Below are 19,731 nucleotides of genomic sequence, written 5' to 3'. Positions count from 1 at the left end.
AATTAAATTTAAAGTTTTCATTACATACAAGTTACATGGACATTGCCAAAAACAACCTCAAAAAACAACTCTATATTGTTTTTCTTTTTAACGTCATTGTCCTGCTGATTATTTCTAAAAAATACAGCGCTTTTTTTGAAAATGCCGATACTTTATTTACCAAGTTTTACTTAACGGTTACCACATTCAGTCATTTTTTTCTGTTAGGTTCTTTGCCCATTTTACTAAGTTTAATGACTTTACTTTTAACCAAATCGAAACGATTGACCAAAGGCATTCACATGCTGTTTTCGGTTTTGGTGCTATTGATTATTCAAATTGACTCGACAATTTTCGGGCAATTTCGTTATCATATTTCACCCATCGTGTTGAAGCTGGTTTTCGGAAAACGCTCAGGTGATATCTTTCAGTTCTCGGCCATCAACATTATCATTTCCGTTTTATTTGTGGCCGGTTTAGTGGCATTGCAGTTTTTCTTTTTCTTTTTGGCCCAAAAACTAGTCATTAAAGATGTTAAGTTACGCATCAAAGCAACCATGACTTTTTTTGTTTTTGCTACGCTTTTCAGTCATTTTGTTTATGCTTGGTCGGATGCCAATTACTATCGTCCGGTAACGCAAGTTAAAAATGTTTTCCCGGTTTTCTATCCTTTGACGGCTGATGATTTATTGGATTCTATGGGCTTGGTGGATGAAGCCAAAGCCAAACGAAACAAAGAACTAACCAGTACCGATTTCAGTAATAAAACGGTGAATTATCCGTTGCATCCTATAGTTTCAGAAACTCCGTCAAAACAAAAAAACATCTTGTATTTGATTGTTGACACTTGGCGTTACAATTGCATGACGGAAGCCATTACGCCGAATATTTATAATTTTTCAAAAAAATGCCAGGTATTCGACAATCATATCAGTGGTTCCAACATGACTACCGGTGGTGTCTTTTCATTGTTTTACGGAATTCCGGCCACTTATTTTGACACCTTTACCGGTCAGGAAATTGCACCGGTTTTTATGAACGAATTGCAAAAACAACAATACGATTTACTGATTTACGGAAGCTCAGGATTAGAAAATCCGCCCTTCAACCGAAATGTTTTTGCTAAAGTTCCCAATTTACGTGTATTCTCAAAAGGAGAAACCCCTTCAGAAAGAGATTTGACCATCAATAACGAATGGATGGCTGCGATTGAAAAACACGATGCTAAAAAACCTTTCTTTGGCTATTTGTTCTACGATTCGGCACACGGTTTTGACATTCCGAAAAACTACAACCTGAAATTCAAACCCTCGTTGGCCGAAGTGAATTATCTTGACATGGACGATGATTATGATCCTACATTATTATACAATCGCTATTTAAATTCCTTGCATTATATTGATGAGTTGATTGGAAAAGTGCTGGCGCAATTAGAGAAAAAAGGAATGTTAGACAACACTTTAATTGTGATTACCGGTGATCACGGACAGGAATTTAACGACTGTAAAAAAGGCTATTGGCAACACGGCGGTAACTTTTCTAAATTCCAAATCAGGACTCCGATGATGGTTTTTGATGCTTCGAAAATGCCTAAAACATTTACCCATCAAACGATACATTACGACATCACGGCTACTATTTTGAAAGATTATTTGGGTGTAAAAAATCACCTGAACGATTTCAGTTTCGGGAAAAATTTATTCACACCCAACAAACGCGATTATTTCATTTGTGGCTACAACCAGAAATTTGCCATCATTGAAAAGAATAAGATTACCAATATTTATCCGTCGGGACTTTTTGATGTGACAGATGGCATGCTCAATCCGTTGCAAGACGAGAACATTAACTACGATTTAGTGACGGAAGGTTTGAGCGAAATGAACCGCTTTTTCGTAAAGAAATAAGTTTACTTTTTACCGGCTACCGTGGCGTATTGCAAGTAAAAAATATCCAGCTGCGTAAAGAAAAACGGAATGTTGTACAAATACGGTTTAATCGATTTGGTTCGATTGATTCCCTCATTCACCTTCACCTTATACCCCGCTTCTTCATACATGCGACGAATGCTTTTTGGGTGTAAAATTTTAAATGCGTGAAATCCATAATCCCGTGGTCGCAGTATTTCCAGTCTTTCCCAATTAGCAATTTAAACAACTCATTATGGTAACGCATATTCGGAATAGAACTGATTACAACGCCTTTATCAGACAGTTTGTTTTTTAATTTGGCCAAAAAACTTCCCGGGTCAAACATGTGTTCCAACACATCATTAAAGTAAATCGCATCAAAATAATTATCCGGCAAATCATCAATAAAGTCTTCGCACATACCGGTAAACACTTTGTCTAAAATGCTTTTGGCTGCTTCAGCTTCATCGGGCATCATCTCGATTCCCCAAGATTCAACCTGATGTGTTTTTTTGATTTCTTCAATAAAACAACCGTTACCACAACCCACTTCCAACACACGCTTGGCATCGCTTGGCAAATATTTCAACATTTCGTAGCGTACTTTACTGTAATAATGGCTGGGTTTGTTGTCGTAATTCATGATGGTTTATTTTTTTTCAAATATAGAATTTTTAAATTATATCCCTAAACAGGATTGTTTGTTTGTTTTCTACACTTGTTTATCGCTTTGCCACAGAATCAATTATATTTGCAAACACTTTACTTTGGGACCATGAAAATAACACTGATAAGCTTTGACAATTGGGGATTAAACAAACACATTGCCACTACTTTAGCGCAACGAGGTCATGAAGTTCATCACATCGACTTTCACAGTTTTAGTTATAAATACCCGAATCCGCTGTTCAAAGTATACAATTTTGTGCTGAAAACTTTTTTCAAAAAGAACATCAAGAACATTTATTACGGACAGGAAATCATCAAAAAAGTAAAAGCCATTGGCGATAAACAGGATATTATTTTAACTATCAAAGGTGATTTTGTCGACCCTAAATATCTTATAGAATTAAAACAATTCACCACGAAATCGATTGGTTTTTTTAATGACAACACTTACCGTTGCCCAAAGATAAAACGAGCAATTCCATGCTTTGACGAAGTATATTCGTTTGAAAAGGAAGACTGCGAAACTTTTGGATTGCACTTTGCTCCCAACTGGATTTACACCCAAAGACCGGATGCCAACATAGATTACCACTATGATGTTTTCAATATCAGCTCTAAAGACAAACGATTAAACACTTTGTTGAAAATTGCCCAAGATTTGAAGTCAAAAAACATTCCGTACAAATTTATGGTGTTGGATAAAGACAACTCTTCACCATCTGACGATATTGATTTTTTTACTACCAAAGTGTCTTTAGAAGAAATGACTAAATTAATTGCGGCTTCTAAAACATTGTTAGACATCAACCGTCATGGCCAAAAAGGACTAACGTTCCGTGTATTTGAAAGCTTAGGCTTAGAGAAAAAATTAATTACCACCAATCCTGAAATTGTTACTTACGATTTTTATAATCCGAATAATATATTGGTCGTTGACGAAGAAAATCCGAGTATTCCGGCTGATTTCTTTAAAAATGAATACGAAAAATTGCCCGAACCTCTTTACTACAAATACACTTTGGAAGGCTGGGTGGATCAAGTTGTTTTTGGTAAAAAGTTATGAGCATGAACGACAGTATTTACCTTTACCTGATTCCGGTTTTCATCGTTTTATGGGGTACCACCTTGATAATAAATAAGTTCATAAAACTCGATTTACTTCCGGTGAAATATCCCGAGATTGATGGTGTTCGCGGGTATTTGGCTTTTTTTGTTTTTCTGCACCACAGCTACATTTGGCAACAATATTTGCAAACCAAGGAATGGAATGATCCAAATTCAAATCTATTTACGCACTTTGGGCAAACAAGTGTGGTCTTGTTTTTTATCATTACGGCTTTTCTTTTCATTACTAAAGTCCTCGAAAGCAAAACTGATTTTGACTGGAATCATTACTTAAAATCACGCTTCTTCCGATTGTTCCCTATGTACCTTTGTGTGGTTTTGGTGGTGTTTATAATGGCCGGTAGTTATACCCATTGGAAAAAACAGGACTCCATTTTAAATCTTATAAAGAGCACCAGTTCATGGCTGTTTTTTACCGTAAACGGAGCTACCGACATTAATGGATTTGACAAAACATTCCTAATGAATTCGGGCGTAACTTGGACATTGCCGTACGAATGGATGTTTTATTTTCTGCTGCCCATCTTTGCTTTGTTGTTGCGAAAAAAGGTTGCACCAATAATTGTCCTGCTTTTCACCTTCGTTTTCCTGATAATTCTTTACATCAACCAAGCTTCGATTCGACATTTTATGCCTTTTATCGGTGGAATTGTTGCTGCAATTTTACTGAAGAAATTCGATTTAAAACCCATAACACAAAAACCTGTTTTTACTTTCATCGCCTTGGCACTGTTGACCTGTTCAGTAGTCTTTTTTGATAGTGGTAGAAAACCGATTCCTATTATTATCTCCACCCTATTTTTTATCATTATTGCTTCCGGGAATTCATTTTTTGGATTGCTGACGAGTTCGCTTTCACGGAAATTAGGGCAAATTACGTATAGTTTATACTTGATTCACGGCACGCTTTTGTTTATCATTTTTTACGGAATCATTGGGGTTGAACAAGCTGCTAAACTGAGTAGTTCAGAATATTGGGGAATTATTGCTGTCTCTGTAATACCTTTGCTGTTCCTAAGCCAGCTTACTTTTAAATACATCGAATTGCCGATGATGCACTATATAAAAATTAAAAAATCATGAGCGATATTAATACTGAAGTTCATAACGCCTTTGAAGTCATCCAAAACGGAGGTATCATTCTCTATCCTACCGATACGGTTTGGGGAATAGGCTGTGATGCTACAAATGTGGAAGCGATAAAAAAAATTTATGCCCTGAAACAACGCGAAGAAACCAAAAGCATGATCGTGCTGATGAATGGCGATAAAATGATGTACAATGTGTTCAAGGATATCCCCGAAACGGCTTGGCAAATTTTGGATTTATCCGAAAAACCAACGACTCTAATCCTTGATAATCCGCGGAATGTAGCCGCTAATATTATAGCCGAAGACAAAACCCTTGGTGTACGAATTGTAAAAGAACCCTTTTGTTTCAAACTGATGGAACGCATGAAAAAACCTTTGGTTTCCACCTCAGCCAATATTTCCGGAATGTTTACGCCAAAATCTTTCAAAGAAATTTCCCCCGAAATTATAAAAGGTGTAGACTATGTAGTAAATTTGCAGCAGGACAAAATTTGCGATAAACCGTCAACGATTATAAAGCTTTCGTTGGACAATCAGGTGAAAATTATTCGTAAGTAACTTATCAAAATTTGTGGCTATCAATTACAAACAAGCATTAGACAATAAAATCTTTGAAATCGTTTCCAAAGCTTCTCAAGAACTTAACTTGGAAAGCTACGTAATCGGGGGCTTTGTTCGCGATTATTTATTGCAACGCGATTTTAAAAAAGACATTGATATAGTGGCTATCGGCTCCGGAATTGACTTAGCCTTAAAAGTTTCCGAATTATTGCCGAATAAACCAAAGGTGCAAGTGTTCAAAAACTACGGCACCGCTATGTTGCGTTACAAGGAAATTGATATTGAATTTGTTGGTGCCCGAAAGGAAAGTTATGCCGAACACAGTCGCAATCCAATTGTAGAAAACGGCACCTTGGAAGACGATCAAAACCGTCGGGATTTTACCATCAATGCCTTGGCTTTTTCTTTGAATGAAAAGAACTATGGCGATTTAGTTGACCCGTTCAACGGCTTAACCGATTTGGAGAACAAACTGATTAAAACGCCTTTAGATCCGGACATTACGTATTCGGATGACCCTTTGCGGATGATGCGTGCCATCAGGTTTGCGACCCAATTGAATTTTACGATTGAAGCTGAATCATTGGCATCAATTGCAACTAATAAAGACCGAATCAAAATTATTTCCGGAGAAAGAATTGTAGATGAGTTGAATAAAATTTTGTCGACAGCTAAACCTTCTATTGGCTTTTTGCATTTGTACAAAACCGGATTATTAGACATTATTTTACCCGAATTAACGGCCTTAAACAACGTAGAAGAAATTGAAGGGCATACTCATAAAAACAATTTTTATCATACCCTGGAAGTGGTAGACAATATTTGCCCGAACACCGATGATGTTTGGTTGCGATGGGCTGCATTGTTACACGATATTGGCAAAGCTCCTACCAAACGTTTCAACAAAAAACAAGGCTGGACCTTTCACGGGCATGAATTTTTGGGCGGAAAAATGGTTAAGAAAATCTTTGAAAGATTGCACATGCCGTTGAATCATAAAATGAAATTTGTGGCCAAAATGGTCATGCTCAGCTCAAGACCCATAGTACTTTCCGAAGATATTGTTACCGATTCGGCCGTGCGTCGTTTAGTGTTTGATGCCGGCGAAGATGTGGATAATTTGATGACCTTATGTGAAGCCGATATCACGACAAAGAATCCGGCCAAATTCAAAAAATACCATAACAATTTTGATATCGTTCGACGTAAGATTATTGAAGTGGAAGAGCGAGACCACGTTCGTAATTTTCAACCCCCTATTTCAGGCGAAGAAATTATGGAGATGTTCAACTTACAACCTTCAAAAGAAATTGGTGTTCTAAAAGAAGCGGTAAAGGAAGCTATTTTGGAAGGCGAAATTCCTAACGAATACCAAGCCGCCTTCGATTTTGTTTTGGCCAAAGCTGAAAAAATGGGGTTGAAGAAAATAAATTGATGTTTGATTAACTTTTGTTGAAGCAACAATTTGCAGAACCATTAGTTAATTTTGTAAAATATTTTTATAAAATGAAAAAAGATAAATCAGTCATTTATTGGCTACTGTCAGGATGTGTTTTAGTGTTTGTAATGGTTGTTGTTGGCGGCATTACTCGTTTAACAAATTCCGGTTTATCTATGACCGATTGGCATTTGGTGACCGACACTTTACCCCCTTTGAGTGAAGCAAAATGGCAAGAAGCCTTTGAAGCCTACAAGCAATTTCCCGAATACCAAAAAATCAATATTCACAACGATTTTCAATTAGCCGATTACAAATTCATTTATTTCTGGGAATGGTTTCACCGCTTTATCGGAAGAATTATTGGCTTAGTGTTCTTAGTTCCTTTTGTGTATTTTTTACTTAAAAAGAGAATCGACAAAGCCACACTGCAAAAATGTTATGTGCTGCTCGGAATGGGCGCTCTGCAAGGTTTTTTCGGTTGGTTTATGGTAAAAAGCGGTTTGGTTGATAATCCTGATGTGAGTCATTTTCGCTTGTCATTGCATTTGACTTTTGCCTTTATCACTTTTGCTTATACGCTTTGGGTAGCCTTAGATTTAATTTATCCGGAGAAAAAAGAAGTTATAGTTCCGTTGAAAAAAATAGCAAGAATTACACTTGTTTTTCTGTTACTACAAATCATTTACGGAGGTTTTGTAGCCGGTTTAAACGCCGGTTTGATTCACAATCATTGGCCTTTAATGAGTGACGGACAATTCTTCCACGATAGTATTGCTTTGGAAAAAGACAGCTGGTTAACCCGATTCACCGAAGGCAAAAGCGGCGTGCAATTTGTGCACCGAACCATGGCCTACGTGGTAGTAGGATTGATTTTGTTCTTATACTTCAAAAGCAAAAAATACACCCTTTCAAAACAACAACAAAACGGGCTAAATGCCTTGGTTTTCATAGTATTTGTTCAATTTACGTTAGGTGTTTTCACCTTGCTGTACAGTGTTCCGCTTTGGTTGGGATTGACACACCAAGTGGTGGCTTTCTTCCTATTAACAGCGATGACGTATACCTTACACCGCTTAACAAAATAAAATACCCTGACTATATTGTCACAATTCCTTAGTTCATGAATGTTACATGTCAAAACTTGCTGCCCAAGATAAATTTTTAGATTTATCCGATTACGGAAGAACCTTCGGAAGGTTTTTGGCCAATCAATTGAAACATACCCGTTGTACTCCTATTCATGTTACTTTACTGTTTGGTCTTTCCGGATTGATTGCTATTTATTGCATTTTGCAAAAGCACTATTTTTTGGCCGGCTGTTTTATTGTTTTAAAATCGGGAATTGATGCTGCCGATGGCGAGTTGGCCCGACTAAAAAAAACACCTTCCTACTCGGGCCGATATTTAGACAGCTTGTTTGACATTGTGCTCAACTTTTTGTTGCTGATGACCATCTGTTATGTTTCAAATGCCACGATTGGATTTACACTTTTGGCCTTTATCGGGTTGCAATTGCAAGGCACTTTATACAACTATTACTATGTGATTTTGCGAAACAAATCCGTAGGTGGTGATACCACCAGTAAAGTATTTGAATACAAGACTCCTAAAGCCTTGCCCGGCGAAACCCAAAAAACCGTCAATGTTTTATTTGGTCTTTACACCTTGTTGTATGGCGGATTTGACAAAATTATTCACGCCATTGACCCCGATGCCTATAAAGTAAAAACCTTCCCCAATTGGTTCATGACACTCCTTTCGTTGTATGGCTTGGGCTTTCAACTGTTGATTATGGCCGTGATGTTGCCTCTGGGTTGGATAGAGTTTATCGTGCCATTTTTTAGCGCCTACACCTTTTTAATTTTGGCCTTGGTGGGCATAAGAAAAACACTGATTTCATAAAACACACCACCGACAGTAAAAAACCAACTTCTGATAATTTACAAGGGCTCTGAGCCTCGGAATGAGCTTCCGTGTCTTAGGAACGGTCTTCCGTCTCCCAATTCTAAGCTGCCGTGAGTTAATTTTGAGCTTCCGTGTCTTCCCATCAGGTTGCCGTCTCGGTAAAACAAGCTTCCGCAGGGTATTTTTATGCTTCTGTGCCTCAAGTTTTAATTGCCGTGAGGTAAAAAAGTATTTCCGTGGTGAAAAGAATGATTTTTGGAATGGAAAAAGGCTAACAATTCTGATTTCAAGCAATTGCGAATTTATGGTAAGTTCATCTTCTCGTTTCACAAGAAATTTTATCTTTAACCGCAAATACAACGTTCCTCAGTTCTTGCCTTCTTGAAGTCTTGACACTTTAGCGGTCAGTATTAACCAAGTTTATTCAGAAAACAGACAATTGAAAAACATATTATTTATTTGCAGCAGAAACAAATGGCGAAGTTTGACAGCAGAAACTATTTATAAAAATCATTCCGAAATTCATGTCAAGTCTGCAGGAACTGAAAATTCAGCACGAGTTAAAGTAACTTCAAAATTATTGGTTTGGGCTGATCTGATTTTCGTGATGGAAAAACATCATAAAGAAAAATTGAATGAAAAATTTCCCGAAGAAACAAAAAATGCAGAAATCATTTTTTTAGAGATTCCTGATAATTATAAATTCATGGACAAGGAATTGATTGAAGAAATTCAACTTTCAGTCTCAAGTTATTTGCAATAAAACACCAGCTGTCTATTAGCCCAACCATTCTTTAAAATCATTGACCCTTTCACGAGCTACAATAACCTCATCTTCTTTGTAGGTGGGTAAAAGTACTTTTAGCCTTGAATTGCTGTACAACTGGATTTCTTTAATGGCTTTTAGCGGAACTATGAATTTTCGGCTCACGCGATAGAACGCTATCGGTTCAAGTTCTGTTTCAAGTTGTTCCAAAGTAGTGTCTAACAAATAATCGCGATTGTCAAAAGTGTGCAAGTAGGTGCCTTTGTTTTCACTGAAGAAACACTCTACCTCATCAATGGCGATCATCTTAAGTTGCTGTCCCATTTTGATGGTAAACCGCTTTTTATAAGTTCTTTCAATAGGATTGACCAACATTTTTTTAATCATTTCAAAATCGAGCGACAAGTTGGGAGCTGCTATATTTCGAGCCTTAAATTTGTTGACCGCCGTTTCTAAATCGTCTTCATCAATGGGTTTCAACAAGTAATCGATGCTGTTAAGTTTGAAAGCTCGCAAAGCATATTCGTCATAGGCTGTGGTAAAAATCACGGCACTGCTAATGTCAATGGTTTCAAAAATTTCAAACGACAAACCATCCGATAATTGAATATCGAGGAAAATCAAATCAGGATGAGGATGCGCATTGAACCAATGCAGTGCTTCTTCAACAGAATGCAATAGTGTCGTAACCTGTAAGCCTAGTTTTTCTACTTTGCGCTGCAGTAAACGTGCCGCTGGCTTTTCGTCTTCAATGATGATAATATTCATTTTATTTTATATAATTAAGACATTTATAGTTCCGAATGTCCACTGGACATTCTCCTTTTAATTTCAAATGTCTTCAATGATGATGATGTTCATGACTTATTTGAAAAGGTTATTCCCACTTATTGTTTTTCTCTTTCTCCATTAACTCGTTTATCTTTTTTTCTTCCCAGTTTTTACCTAATAGCATACCGGGCATAAAAACCGACAATCCGTGAGCAGCCAAACCAATGCCCCAAAATAAAGCCGTCGAAAAATGGCTAAGTTCAAAGCTCCAGGAACCATCCTCGTGATAGTCGATTTTAGATAAAATTATGGCTGTATTAATCACAACATATACCAGAGCATGAGTATAAAATCCTTTGATTTTCTTTACTCTTTTGGCGGCTTCCAAATATTTTATTTCGTCTTGATGTTGCATAACTATTCGAATTTATTTCTTTTATGTTCTTCTTCCATGTATTGTTTAATTTTTCTTTCTTCCCAATCTTTGTTGAAGAACGGAAACCAGTTAAACACTTTCATCGCGTGAAACAGCAGCCCAATTCCCCAACTCACCATCGTCCAAAGAAACCAAAGGTATTGTGGAGAATATCTTAAATTAATGTAAATCAAACCTGCCATTACCAGTACATAAACCATCAAATGCGTGTAAAATCCTTTGATATCTTCAACCTGCTTACGGGCACGTTGGTATCTTTCGTAGTCGTTATTTGTTGGCATGATTATTTCCATTTGTTGGTTTGATTACTGTCTTTGTTTAAAATCTCTTGAATTTTACGCTCTTCCCAATTTTTTCCGTAGCCAAAAGTTTCTAAAGCATGAAACAGCAGTCCCATTCCCCAGCCTAGCATTGGAAACCAAAACCATTGGAAGCCTCCGGTTCTCAAATTAATAAAGATTAAAAACGGAATCACGCAACAGTAAGAAATTAAGTTGCCATAAAATCCTTTGAGTTTCTCTACTCGTTCTTTGGCTTTGAGGTAAGCCATATTTTCGTTGTATATATTTTTAGTTTCCATGATTACAATTTGTTTAGTTAAAATTGGAATTTTTACTTTAAATACTGCTTCGGTTTGATCTACCAATACTTTACGTTCCGAAATCAGCCCATAACGATTGACTATATTCTGTAATCCCACACCCTGTCTATCCTGCAGGACTTCTTTCTTCTGTAAATTATTTTCAACAATTAAATAATTATTTTCAATATAAATTCTGATGTGCAATGGTTTTTGCTCACTGGCAACATTGTGTTTGATGGTATTTTCTAACAGCAATTGCAACGAAAGAGGTACTACTTTAGCTTCGGGATTGTCATAATCCGTGGGTACCTCATAGGTAATGCTGTTTTCAAAACGCATTTTCAACAGGTTCATGTAGGTTTTGGCAAAAGCCAATTCTTCCTGAACGGTAACCAATTCTTTGTCTTTTTGTTCCAACACATACCGGTATATTTTTGACAGTGAAGTGGTGAACTTTTGTGCATTATCAGGATTCTCCTCTATGAGTGAACTCAACACATTTAAACTATTGAAAAGAAAATGCGGATCGATTTGATTTTTTAAACTTTCAAACTGTGCCGAGGCGGTTCCGGCAATGATTTTTTGCTCTTTGACTTTGCTGTCATTATAAGCTTTGTAGAAATAAAAAGCATAAAACGACAAGGAAACGATGATGGTAATTACCAACGAGAAAAGATAATTGGCTGCTTGTTCCTTGGCAATAAATTCTTGGTACGTATGTCCGTTTACAATTACTTCCTCAAAAATACGCAGCAGAAAAATTACTGCCAGTGTGATGACGAATGAGCTTAGTATACCAATAACTATTCGTTTTGAGGAAAATCGACTCGTTTGAAAAACTTTGTCCAAGTAATGAAATAAAGCCCAATTGGCATACGAAAGCGAGAAAGTATACAAGGAAGTATAGCCAAACTGAAGCAACATTCGGTTGTTAAAATGAAATTCGTTTCCTAAAATAAAATTCAAAACCTGTATCACTATAAAAATAATGAGGGTTAGCAGTATGGCTTTTGGGAGTATTTTATAAAAACGTTTCATGTACGGTAATTATTTGTTTTTCTCTGATTTGTTTTTAAGGCTGGCTTACTTACACTTATTCATAGTTTGCTCAGCTCTTTCTAATCCCCAATTTGGGTGAAATGGAGTGTCAGGCTTAAATTTAGCAAATAAATCAATCGATTTGGCTACCTGAGCACATAAAGGTTTTGTATCGGCACCGGTCCATTTGGCACTGTTAATTTCAAAATCAGCTTTGCAAAAAACCACTCTTGGGTTTTCAGGTGCAATGGCTTGTGCTTTAAAATACTGTTCCATCACTTTTCCTGAATATTTCATGCCGTTAGTCATAGGATCCTGAACTATCATAGCGGTATATAACATGGCTTGGAGCACCATAATCTCCGGGTTATTCGGACTTACCACACTGGCGTTGTCAATGGCCGTTTGCGCTTTGTCTAACATAGCCGGTACTTTGTCTTTATTGGCAGGATTGAACGAAGCGGTAACATTGACCATTCCCACATAATAATTAGGCAACCAGTTTGATTTTTCTGCCGAAGCTATTCTTTCAAACATAGCAGTGGCGTCTTCCGTTTTACCTTCTTTCCAAAGCAACATGGCTTTGCCCATGCCTTGTTCATACTGACTTTGAGCTGTTAATAACGAGCAAATAAAAAAGGTGAATGCTGTGATAATTGTTTTCATGTTGTTAATTTTAATGTTGTTTACGATTGTTTTATGATTTTGTGATTGAAACTTATTGTTTTGATGAGTCAAAAGTATCTTGATTTTTATTCTGATAAAATTTATAATTACTGAATTGTTGATTTTGACGGATGAATTGTTTTGAACGAGAAATTAGGATAAGTAAAATGTTTTCAGCTTGTGCCCTATTTCCATTTTACAAATTCTTCAACTGATTGTCTTTCTTGTTATCGCTAATCGTCCAGAAGAAACCAACAAAGAAAAATCGGTCAGCGGTTGGTGCAATTTCTTTTCGTTCATAAATGTTACTGGTGTTGGGCGTGTTAGCATATTGATACCCGAATACATTCTGTGTGCCCATAATATTAGACACTGAGAAATACAATATCTTTTGTTGCGACAATAAATACGCCCAATTAAAACTCAAACTGTTATACGTTTTAGTTTTGCCGTTCATAAAAACCGATTCGTTTGGGTTATTGTAAGGTCTGCCACTATTGAACTGGTGTGTAAATCCGATTTGTGATTTCCAATCTGAAATCCAATATTTGGTTACCAAAGATAAGCTGTGTTTTGACACAAAACTTGGAGTTACTTCGGCGGTGTAGTTTTTATAATTTCTTTCGGTGTCAATATAAGAATACGAAATCCAATACTCTAAATTTTTAATCGAATTGCCGTCTCTCCAAAATACATCCAGCCCTTTGGCAAAACCGGTTCCGTTGTTGTTGAACTTTGTATTATAATCCACATTATCGTCAGTATACTTTACCAAATCGCTGTATTCTTTTAAATACACTTCAGTACGCAGCGTTCTGTTTTTCTTTACATATTGGTAATTCAAAATATAATGGGCGGCCTTCTCGGTGGTAAAATCATTCGAATATTTCAGATAGTCCTGTTTTGGCGCTTGTTCAAAATTACCATAAGCAAAAGAGAACTGACTGTTTTTCGAAACTTTATAAGCAATAGAAGCTCTTGGTGAAATACTGTTTTCCTGAATGTAATTGTTATTTGAAGCTCTTACGCCTACTTTAGCGGCAAAATTTTTCGAAAAGAAAATATCGGCTTCTGTATAAATCGCGGCGATATCAGCATCATAACCGTTTCGGGAAGTCGTGTTAAAATCTTCATCGAATTGTGTGATAAAATAATCGGCTCCAAAATTCAATTTCACACGGTCTGATAGCTTTTTGGTCAGTTTCAATTTCATATGTGACGCATGTTCAGCATTGTTAACTCGATTGGCATCGATGTCAATTTTATTCTGACCATAACCATAGCTCAATCCGCCAAACAATTGCCAGTTGCCTGAAAAATTGCCTCTATACGAAGTATTCAAATAAAAATTATTGTTTCTTAAATTCACGCGAACTTTCTCCGTCTGGTTAATATCTTCCTGATTCAAATCGAAGCGGGCAGCATCAAAAGCAGCGTACATTTTGAAAATCCCATTATTGAAATTATAGCGATAAACCGTTTCTCCTGACAAAGACTGATAAGGTCGGTTCCAATCTACATTTTGAGGAATGGCCACTTGATAAGGAGCCAAATCAATGTAAGCGGTGTTTACACTCAAGGAGCTTTTTTTCCATTTTTGGGTGTTGCTGAATCCTAAACCAACGGTCATTAGCGAAATATCGGTTTTGTTTTGATCAGCTTCGTCTTGAGTATTCAATAATAACACACTCGACAAGGCTTCGCCATATTCAGCTGAATAACCACCGGTAGAAAAGGAAATACCGCTAAACAAAAAGGGTGAAAATCGTCCACGCGTGGGTAAATTATTAGTACTGGCACCATAAGGTTGCGCTACACGAATACCATCTACAAAGGTTTGTGTTTCATCGGCTTCTCCTCCGCGAACGAATAATCTACCGTCTTCTCCAACGGTTTGCGTGCCCGGTAAAGTTTGCAAGGCTGCAATAATATTACCGGCTGAACCGGCTGTGGTAACAATGTCTAAAGGTTTCAATACCGAGACCCTGCTTTTTTCTCCGGCACTGAATGTCCCTGCCGTTACCACAACAGCATCCAGAGTGTTGACACTTTCTTTTAATTTAAATGTTTTGTCTTTGCAATTGGCTACATCGATTGGTGCTTTCAAAGTTTCAAAAGCCAAATAACTCACCACCAAAATCTGATTTTCTTTGGCATCGGTAGTAAAGCTGAAGTTTCCTTTTTCATCAGTAGAGGCGCCATCATAAGTCCCGTCAATAAAGACATTGGCACCAACGACCGGTTTGTTTTTTTCATCCACAACAGTTCCCGAAAGCGTATTTTGAGAAAACCCTAAAGTGGTTAAGAGAAGTAAAGTTAATGTGTAATAAAGTTTCATGTTTCTGAATTTTGATGAGCCAAAGTTGCATCAAGCTATAAAGCTATACAATTTTAGATTACTGAATTGTTATTTTTTGAAGATGAACTGTTTTCCGGAAGTACATTTTTATATTCTGTTAAAGATTATTGTTGTGTCGCTTCTAAAAAGAATATTTAAAAAAATCAAAAAAGTTGTGAGTTCAAAATATAGAACAACTTATGGCTGATGTTTAGCGAATTCTTGTTGGTTAAAATTTTAACTTTTCTAAAAGCACATTTTCTTTTTTCAAAGGTTAACTTTGTAAAAACTTAGTTATTTCCAATGAATACTTCCCAGCAGCTTAAGAAAAACTATCATTTTATTAAATACCAAAAACTGATTGTTGTTTCGGTGCTCATTGGTTTCTCGAGTACTTTATTGGCCATAATCTTAAAACGAATTACAGAGCATTATGAAACCATATTGCTTATCAAAGCAAAGGAGCATTGGTTTTACCTGTTCCTTTTTCCGCTTTTGGGTTTGGGGATGATTTACTTTTTCCGGCAATATTTGTTTCAGAAAAAAGAGAATAAAGGCATCCGTGAAATATTTGAAACTACCGCACAAAGACGGAACAGTTTGCCGATATATAAAATCCCGTCACACTTTATCAATGGTTTTATCACCGTTATTTTTGGCGGTTCTACCGGAATTGAAGTTTCTACCGTTGTGGCCACAGCCACTATTGGTTCCATAGCCCAAGAAAAAGAAAATTTGTTCAACCGTCATAAAACCGAACTCATTTGTGCCGGTGTAGCGGCCGGAATAACGGCTCTATTTTTCAGTCCATTTGCCGGAATCTTATTTGCTTGGGAAGTAATTTCTAAAAAAATAAACGCTGTTTTTCTACTGGTATGTAGCATTGCAACAGCCGTTGCTTGTTTGATGTTGTCTCTTTTGGATGAAAAACCGCTGTTTACGGTACAGCTTCAAGGCTGGCATTGGTATGCTTTGCCTTATTTTATTTTATTAGGACTCCTTGTCGGAATGCATTCAGTGTATCTGACCAAGTGTGTGCTTTTCTTTAAAAAACGCTTTACCAAAATCAAAAACACAGCAACCGTATTCTTATAGGTACTCTTATTTTAGGTGCTTCACTAGTACTCCTTCCGCAACTTTATGGCGAAGGTTATCATGCCATTAAGGAAAATATTTTGATGGCTAATCATACGCTTTTAACTACATCTATTGCCATTACTTTTCTTGGCATTATCCTGCTGAAACCTATTGTTACTTCGGTTACTTTAGCATCAGGTGGTGACGGCGGTGTTTTTGCTCCGAGCATCTTCATTGGAGGCTTTATCGGATTATTGTTTGCCATTTGTTTGAATACCTTTTTTAAAGCTGATGTGATTCCGCTTAACTTTATGATTTTGGGCATGGGCGCTATGCTTAGTGCCAGTATCAACGCACCGTTTACCGCTCTTTTTTTAACTTGTGGAATTATTAACGATTACTCTTTGTTTTTCCCGATACTCTTAACCTGTTTGGTGGCCAAATATACAGCGCAGTATATTTATCCTTTTACCGTTTATACCTATAGTCCTAAGGCTAAATAATTTTATGCCCACTCCAAAAATAAAACGCAACTATCGCAAAGCCCGTTATGTGCTTTATAAAGAAACTTTAGTCGATTTCAAAGAGCACTTTTGGGCTTTCTTAGGTTCGTTTGTCGGCATGGGTGCTATAGCCTATTTACAGTATGGTAAATTTGCACATTCCGATTATGTTTTTCTTATTGGTTCCTTTGGAGCTTCGTGTGTGTTGGTGTATGGCGTTATCCAAAGTCCGTTGGCACAACCCCGAAATCTGGTTGGTGGTCATTTGATTTCGGCTATAGTTGGCGTAACTGTTCAAAAACTCCTTCCTGAAGTTTTATGGTTATCGGCTCCATTAGCTGTTTCACTTTCAATTGTGTTCATGCAAATAACCAAAACCTTACATCCTCCTGGTGGTGCTACAGCACTGATTGCGGTTACCGGCTCACCGGCTATCATCAAACTTGGCTATTGGTATGTCATCACCCCTGTGCTGGTTGGGGCTTTAATACTACTGGCAGCCGCTTTGGTTTTCAATAATATAACGGCCAATCGTCAATATCCAACCGATAAAAAGTTTACAAAAATCAAAAACAAAATCAGGCATAATGCCAAGGCAAACCTCAAACAATTGCTAAAATAATTTTTCCCGTTTCAGCAAAAAACAGCAAAAAAATCAGTAGACTTGTATTCCAACAAAAACAAAACAAAACCAATGAAAATTATTAAGTCTCTCTTCGCTTTTGCTGCATTCTTTGCTCTGAATTCAGTATCAGCAAAAACCATCACCGAACGATGGCCTCAAATTAAAGCGTATCACGAACTGATAACGCAAACGTACCACCCCGCAGAAGAAGGAAATCTGGACCCCATTAAAAACAATGCCGAGTTATTAATGCAAAAAGCAGATGATTTATCGGTAGAAACAATGCCGGAAGAATTCAGAAATCCGAAAACCATTGAAACCCTTCTTTCTTTAAAAAAACAAACTCAAACGGTAAATGATTTGGTGCAAAAAGAAGCTGCCGATGACGAAATCACCAAAGCCTTAGCCATGCTGCATGACACTTTTCACAAAATTGTAAGCATGTGCCAACCGGAAAAAAAATAACTCTCAGAACCTAGCCAGCCGCTAGGTTTTTTTGTGCAAATTCTTATCAACAAAACGCAAATCCAACTTCAATTTGTAAAATTAAATTTTACCTTTGCACGCTTACTAAAATACAGATTATGATTTATAAATTCAGAGCTATTCTCGATGCCGAAGACGATGTTTTCAGAGATATTGCCATACAAGAAGAAGACACTTTAGAAGATTTGCACAATGCCATTGTCAACGCCTTTGGATTTGACGGTATGGAAGTAGCTTCGTTTTATACTTGTGACGACCAATGGAATCAGGAAGAAGAAATCCCAATGTTTGATACCGGTGATGTTGTTGGCGAGCAAAAAACTATGAGTGATTATGCTTTAAATCAGTTATTGAGTGAAGATCAAACCAAAATTATCTATGTGTATGATTTCATCAACATGTGGACCTTTTTAGTGGAATTGGCAGCCGTAGAAGAAGCGGAAACCGGGGTTACTTATCCGAATTTATTATTCTCCCACGGTGAATTACCGGCAGCAGCTCCTGAGAAAGAATTTGAGGCTGAAAACGAAGATTTCTACTCTGAATTTGAAGATGATTTAGACGAGGACGATCTGGATATGTTTGGCGGAGACGACAGCTTCGAGGATTTCGGATTTGAAGAGAATTGGAATTAAGCAACAAAAAACTATGATAAACCTATTTAACGCTCATATTGAGAGCTTATCAATACACCGAGTGGGAAACAAAAGTCGTAACGAAGCGATATTTCTTTCCGACCAAAGTTATAATCTGAATGATGAAATTGTTCCGTTGTTAAAGGAATATTTCTTTAAGCCCTTCCGTGACAAAGAAGAAAACTATTTTCAATTTGCTCATGATGTGGATTTGGAATACAATGACATGTTCAATTTGGCAACAGAAATTTTTACGAATCCAAGCGATGTGCACGAAGTTTCTAAAAAGATTACCAAACATCTTTTTGAACAATCCAATCATCCGCATATCAAAAACGGAGAAGTGTATGTAGCCTATATCACTAATCTGAATATTGACAACAATGTGGTGGATGCTATTGGGGTTTTCAAAAGCGAAATCAAATCGGATTTCATGCAGTTTGAAGAAAAAGGCACTACATTAGAAATGATTTTACAACAAGGAATTAACCTTAATAAATTAGACAAAGGCTGTTTAATCTTTAATCACAAAAAAGAAGAAGGCTACAAGATTCTAACGGTTGACAGTAACCGTTATGATGCGCGTTATTGGTTAGAACATTTCCTTTCGGTAGATGCTTTTCAGGATGAAAATTTTTATACCAAAAAGTATTTGAAATTCTGCCAAGGTTTTGCCAAAGATGTAGTATTACCTGCCGAAGACAAGAAAGAAGAAGTCATGTTTATGAACCGTTCGGTAAACTTTTTTGCCAAAAACGATGAGTTTGAAGAAAGCAAATTTTTGAACGAAGTATTAGACAATCCGGATTTGATTCCAGAGTTTAAAAACTACAAAGTTGACAAAGGCGAAAAATACAGTATTGAAGATATTACCAATTTCCCGATTGCCAATGGAGCCGTAACCGACGCCCGAAAGTCAATTAAAAACGTGATTAATTTGGATACTAATATTCAAATCAAATTAGACTTCATTAACCCTGAAAGTGCTGAAAAATTTGTAGAAAAAGGCTGGGATGAAGAAAAACAGATGTATTACTATTTAGTGTATTTCAACAAGGAACAAAAAAGCTAGCACACTGTTGGCAGTACGGTCAACAAGTTCCTATCTTATAACTATAAATCCTCA

General features: G+C 36.8%; 22 protein-coding genes. 14 read left to right on the top strand and 8 right to left on the bottom strand.

What is annotated here, in order from left to right; genetic code table 11:
- Nucleotides 1-35 precede the first annotated feature (35 nt).
- Entirely contained in the window at nt 36-1,886 is a 1,851-nt protein-coding gene (locus GUU89_RS08960) for a DUF3413 domain-containing protein (protein WP_162127587.1), read from the top strand.
- A 124-nt stretch (nt 1,887-2,010) separates the two neighbouring features.
- Here GUU89_RS08960 and GUU89_RS08955 read toward each other — a convergent pair whose 3' ends face one another.
- Nucleotides 2,011-2,532, bottom strand: coding sequence for a class I SAM-dependent methyltransferase (locus GUU89_RS08955; RefSeq protein WP_235922014.1), 522 nt, complete (start codon nt 2,530-2,532; stop codon nt 2,011-2,013).
- 132 nt (nt 2,533-2,664) lie between these two features.
- On the opposite strand from GUU89_RS08955, the gene GUU89_RS08950 reads away from it, so the two are divergent.
- The 6 genes from GUU89_RS08950 to GUU89_RS08925 all read left to right on the top strand — a co-directional run bounded on the left by GUU89_RS08950 (nt 2,665) and on the right by GUU89_RS08925 (nt 8,678).
- A complete protein-coding gene (locus GUU89_RS08950; protein ID WP_162127586.1) occupies nt 2,665-3,621 on the top strand; it encodes a hypothetical protein in 957 nt (318 codons plus the stop codon).
- A gap of 2 nt (nt 3,622-3,623) precedes the next feature.
- Nucleotides 3,624-4,766, top strand: coding sequence for an acyltransferase family protein (locus GUU89_RS08945; RefSeq protein ID WP_162127585.1), 1,143 nt, complete (start codon nt 3,624-3,626; stop codon nt 4,764-4,766).
- Nucleotides 4,763-5,332, top strand: coding sequence for an L-threonylcarbamoyladenylate synthase (locus tag GUU89_RS08940; protein ID WP_162127584.1), 570 nt, complete (start codon nt 4,763-4,765; stop codon nt 5,330-5,332). The genes GUU89_RS08945 and GUU89_RS08940 overlap by 4 nt, the downstream gene beginning before the upstream one ends.
- A gap of 19 nt (nt 5,333-5,351) precedes the next feature.
- Entirely contained in the window at nt 5,352-6,770 is a 1,419-nt protein-coding gene (locus GUU89_RS08935) for a CCA tRNA nucleotidyltransferase (protein ID WP_162128657.1), read from the top strand.
- Nucleotides 6,771-6,841: 71 nt separating this feature from the next.
- The gene (locus tag GUU89_RS08930) at nt 6,842-7,861 is read left to right on the top strand and encodes a COX15/CtaA family protein (RefSeq protein WP_162127583.1); all 1,020 of its coding nucleotides are present in this window, start codon (nt 6,842-6,844) and stop codon (nt 7,859-7,861) included.
- Between the two features lie 46 nt (nt 7,862-7,907).
- On the top strand, nt 7,908-8,678 hold the full coding sequence (locus GUU89_RS08925; RefSeq protein WP_162127582.1) for a CDP-alcohol phosphatidyltransferase family protein: 771 nt from the start codon (nt 7,908-7,910) through the stop codon (nt 8,676-8,678).
- A gap of 38 nt (nt 8,679-8,716) precedes the next feature.
- Here the strand turns inward: GUU89_RS08925 and GUU89_RS15130 are convergent, their stop codons facing one another.
- On the bottom strand, nt 8,717-8,848 hold the full coding sequence (locus tag GUU89_RS15130) for a hypothetical protein (protein WP_262886108.1): 132 nt from the start codon (nt 8,846-8,848) through the stop codon (nt 8,717-8,719).
- A 272-nt stretch (nt 8,849-9,120) separates the two neighbouring features.
- Between GUU89_RS15130 and GUU89_RS08920 the strand changes: the two genes are divergently transcribed.
- The gene (locus GUU89_RS08920) at nt 9,121-9,444 is read left to right on the top strand and encodes a low molecular weight protein tyrosine phosphatase family protein (protein ID WP_235922013.1); all 324 of its coding nucleotides are present in this window, start codon (nt 9,121-9,123) and stop codon (nt 9,442-9,444) included.
- A 15-nt stretch (nt 9,445-9,459) separates the two neighbouring features.
- On the opposite strand, the gene GUU89_RS08915 is transcribed toward GUU89_RS08920, so the two are convergent.
- The 6 genes from GUU89_RS08915 to GUU89_RS08890 form a co-directional block, all read right to left on the bottom strand.
- On the bottom strand, nt 9,460-10,215 hold the full coding sequence (locus tag GUU89_RS08915) for a LytR/AlgR family response regulator transcription factor (RefSeq protein WP_162127581.1): 756 nt from the start codon (nt 10,213-10,215) through the stop codon (nt 9,460-9,462).
- A gap of 109 nt (nt 10,216-10,324) precedes the next feature.
- On the bottom strand, nt 10,325-10,633 hold the full coding sequence (locus GUU89_RS08910; RefSeq protein WP_162127580.1) for a 2TM domain-containing protein: 309 nt from the start codon (nt 10,631-10,633) through the stop codon (nt 10,325-10,327).
- Nucleotides 10,634-10,635: 2 nt separating this feature from the next.
- A complete protein-coding gene (locus GUU89_RS08905; RefSeq protein WP_235922012.1) occupies nt 10,636-10,935 on the bottom strand; it encodes a 2TM domain-containing protein in 300 nt (99 codons plus the stop codon).
- A 2-nt stretch (nt 10,936-10,937) separates the two neighbouring features.
- A complete protein-coding gene (locus GUU89_RS08900; RefSeq protein WP_162127578.1) occupies nt 10,938-12,275 on the bottom strand; it encodes a 2TM domain-containing protein in 1,338 nt (445 codons plus the stop codon).
- Nucleotides 12,276-12,320: 45 nt separating this feature from the next.
- Nucleotides 12,321-12,941 carry a tetratricopeptide repeat protein gene (locus GUU89_RS08895; RefSeq protein ID WP_162127577.1) on the bottom strand — a complete coding sequence of 207 codons (621 nt, stop codon included), beginning with the start codon at nt 12,939-12,941 and terminating at the stop codon, nt 12,321-12,323.
- 196 nt (nt 12,942-13,137) lie between these two features.
- The gene (locus tag GUU89_RS08890) at nt 13,138-15,279 is read right to left on the bottom strand and encodes a TonB-dependent receptor (RefSeq protein WP_162127576.1); all 2,142 of its coding nucleotides are present in this window, start codon (nt 15,277-15,279) and stop codon (nt 13,138-13,140) included.
- Between the two features lie 303 nt (nt 15,280-15,582).
- On the opposite strand from GUU89_RS08890, the gene GUU89_RS15335 reads away from it, so the two are divergent.
- The 6 genes from GUU89_RS15335 (at nt 15,583) to GUU89_RS08865 (ending at nt 19,677) form a co-directional block, all read left to right on the top strand.
- Complete coding sequence (locus tag GUU89_RS15335; RefSeq protein ID WP_317163876.1) at nt 15,583-16,374, top strand: chloride channel protein; 792 nt, start codon at nt 15,583-15,585, stop codon at nt 16,372-16,374.
- Nucleotides 16,365-16,859 carry a chloride channel protein gene (locus tag GUU89_RS15330; RefSeq protein ID WP_317163898.1) on the top strand — a complete coding sequence of 165 codons (495 nt, stop codon included), beginning with the start codon at nt 16,365-16,367 and terminating at the stop codon, nt 16,857-16,859. Before GUU89_RS15335 ends, GUU89_RS15330 begins: the two co-directional genes overlap by 10 nt.
- A gap of 4 nt (nt 16,860-16,863) precedes the next feature.
- Nucleotides 16,864-17,481 carry an HPP family protein gene (locus tag GUU89_RS08880; RefSeq protein WP_162127575.1) on the top strand — a complete coding sequence of 206 codons (618 nt, stop codon included), beginning with the start codon at nt 16,864-16,866 and terminating at the stop codon, nt 17,479-17,481.
- Nucleotides 17,482-17,553: 72 nt separating this feature from the next.
- Nucleotides 17,554-17,949 (top strand): hypothetical protein, encoded by a 396-nt coding sequence (locus tag GUU89_RS08875; protein ID WP_162127574.1) that lies wholly within the window; start codon nt 17,554-17,556, stop codon nt 17,947-17,949.
- A gap of 119 nt (nt 17,950-18,068) precedes the next feature.
- Nucleotides 18,069-18,605, top strand: a complete 537-nt coding sequence (locus GUU89_RS08870; RefSeq protein WP_162127573.1) for an IS1096 element passenger TnpR family protein — start codon at nt 18,069-18,071, stop codon at nt 18,603-18,605.
- Nucleotides 18,606-18,618: 13 nt separating this feature from the next.
- Nucleotides 18,619-19,677, top strand: a complete 1,059-nt coding sequence (locus GUU89_RS08865; RefSeq protein ID WP_162127572.1) for a nucleoid-associated protein — start codon at nt 18,619-18,621, stop codon at nt 19,675-19,677.
- The last annotated feature ends 54 nt before the right edge of the window (nt 19,678-19,731 follow it).

This window comes from Flavobacterium phycosphaerae (assembly GCF_010119235.1).
In the GTDB taxonomy this organism is placed as follows: Bacteria; Bacteroidota; Bacteroidia; order Flavobacteriales; family Flavobacteriaceae; genus Flavobacterium; species Flavobacterium phycosphaerae.
This window is presented reverse-complemented; position numbering and strand designations above follow the sequence as displayed.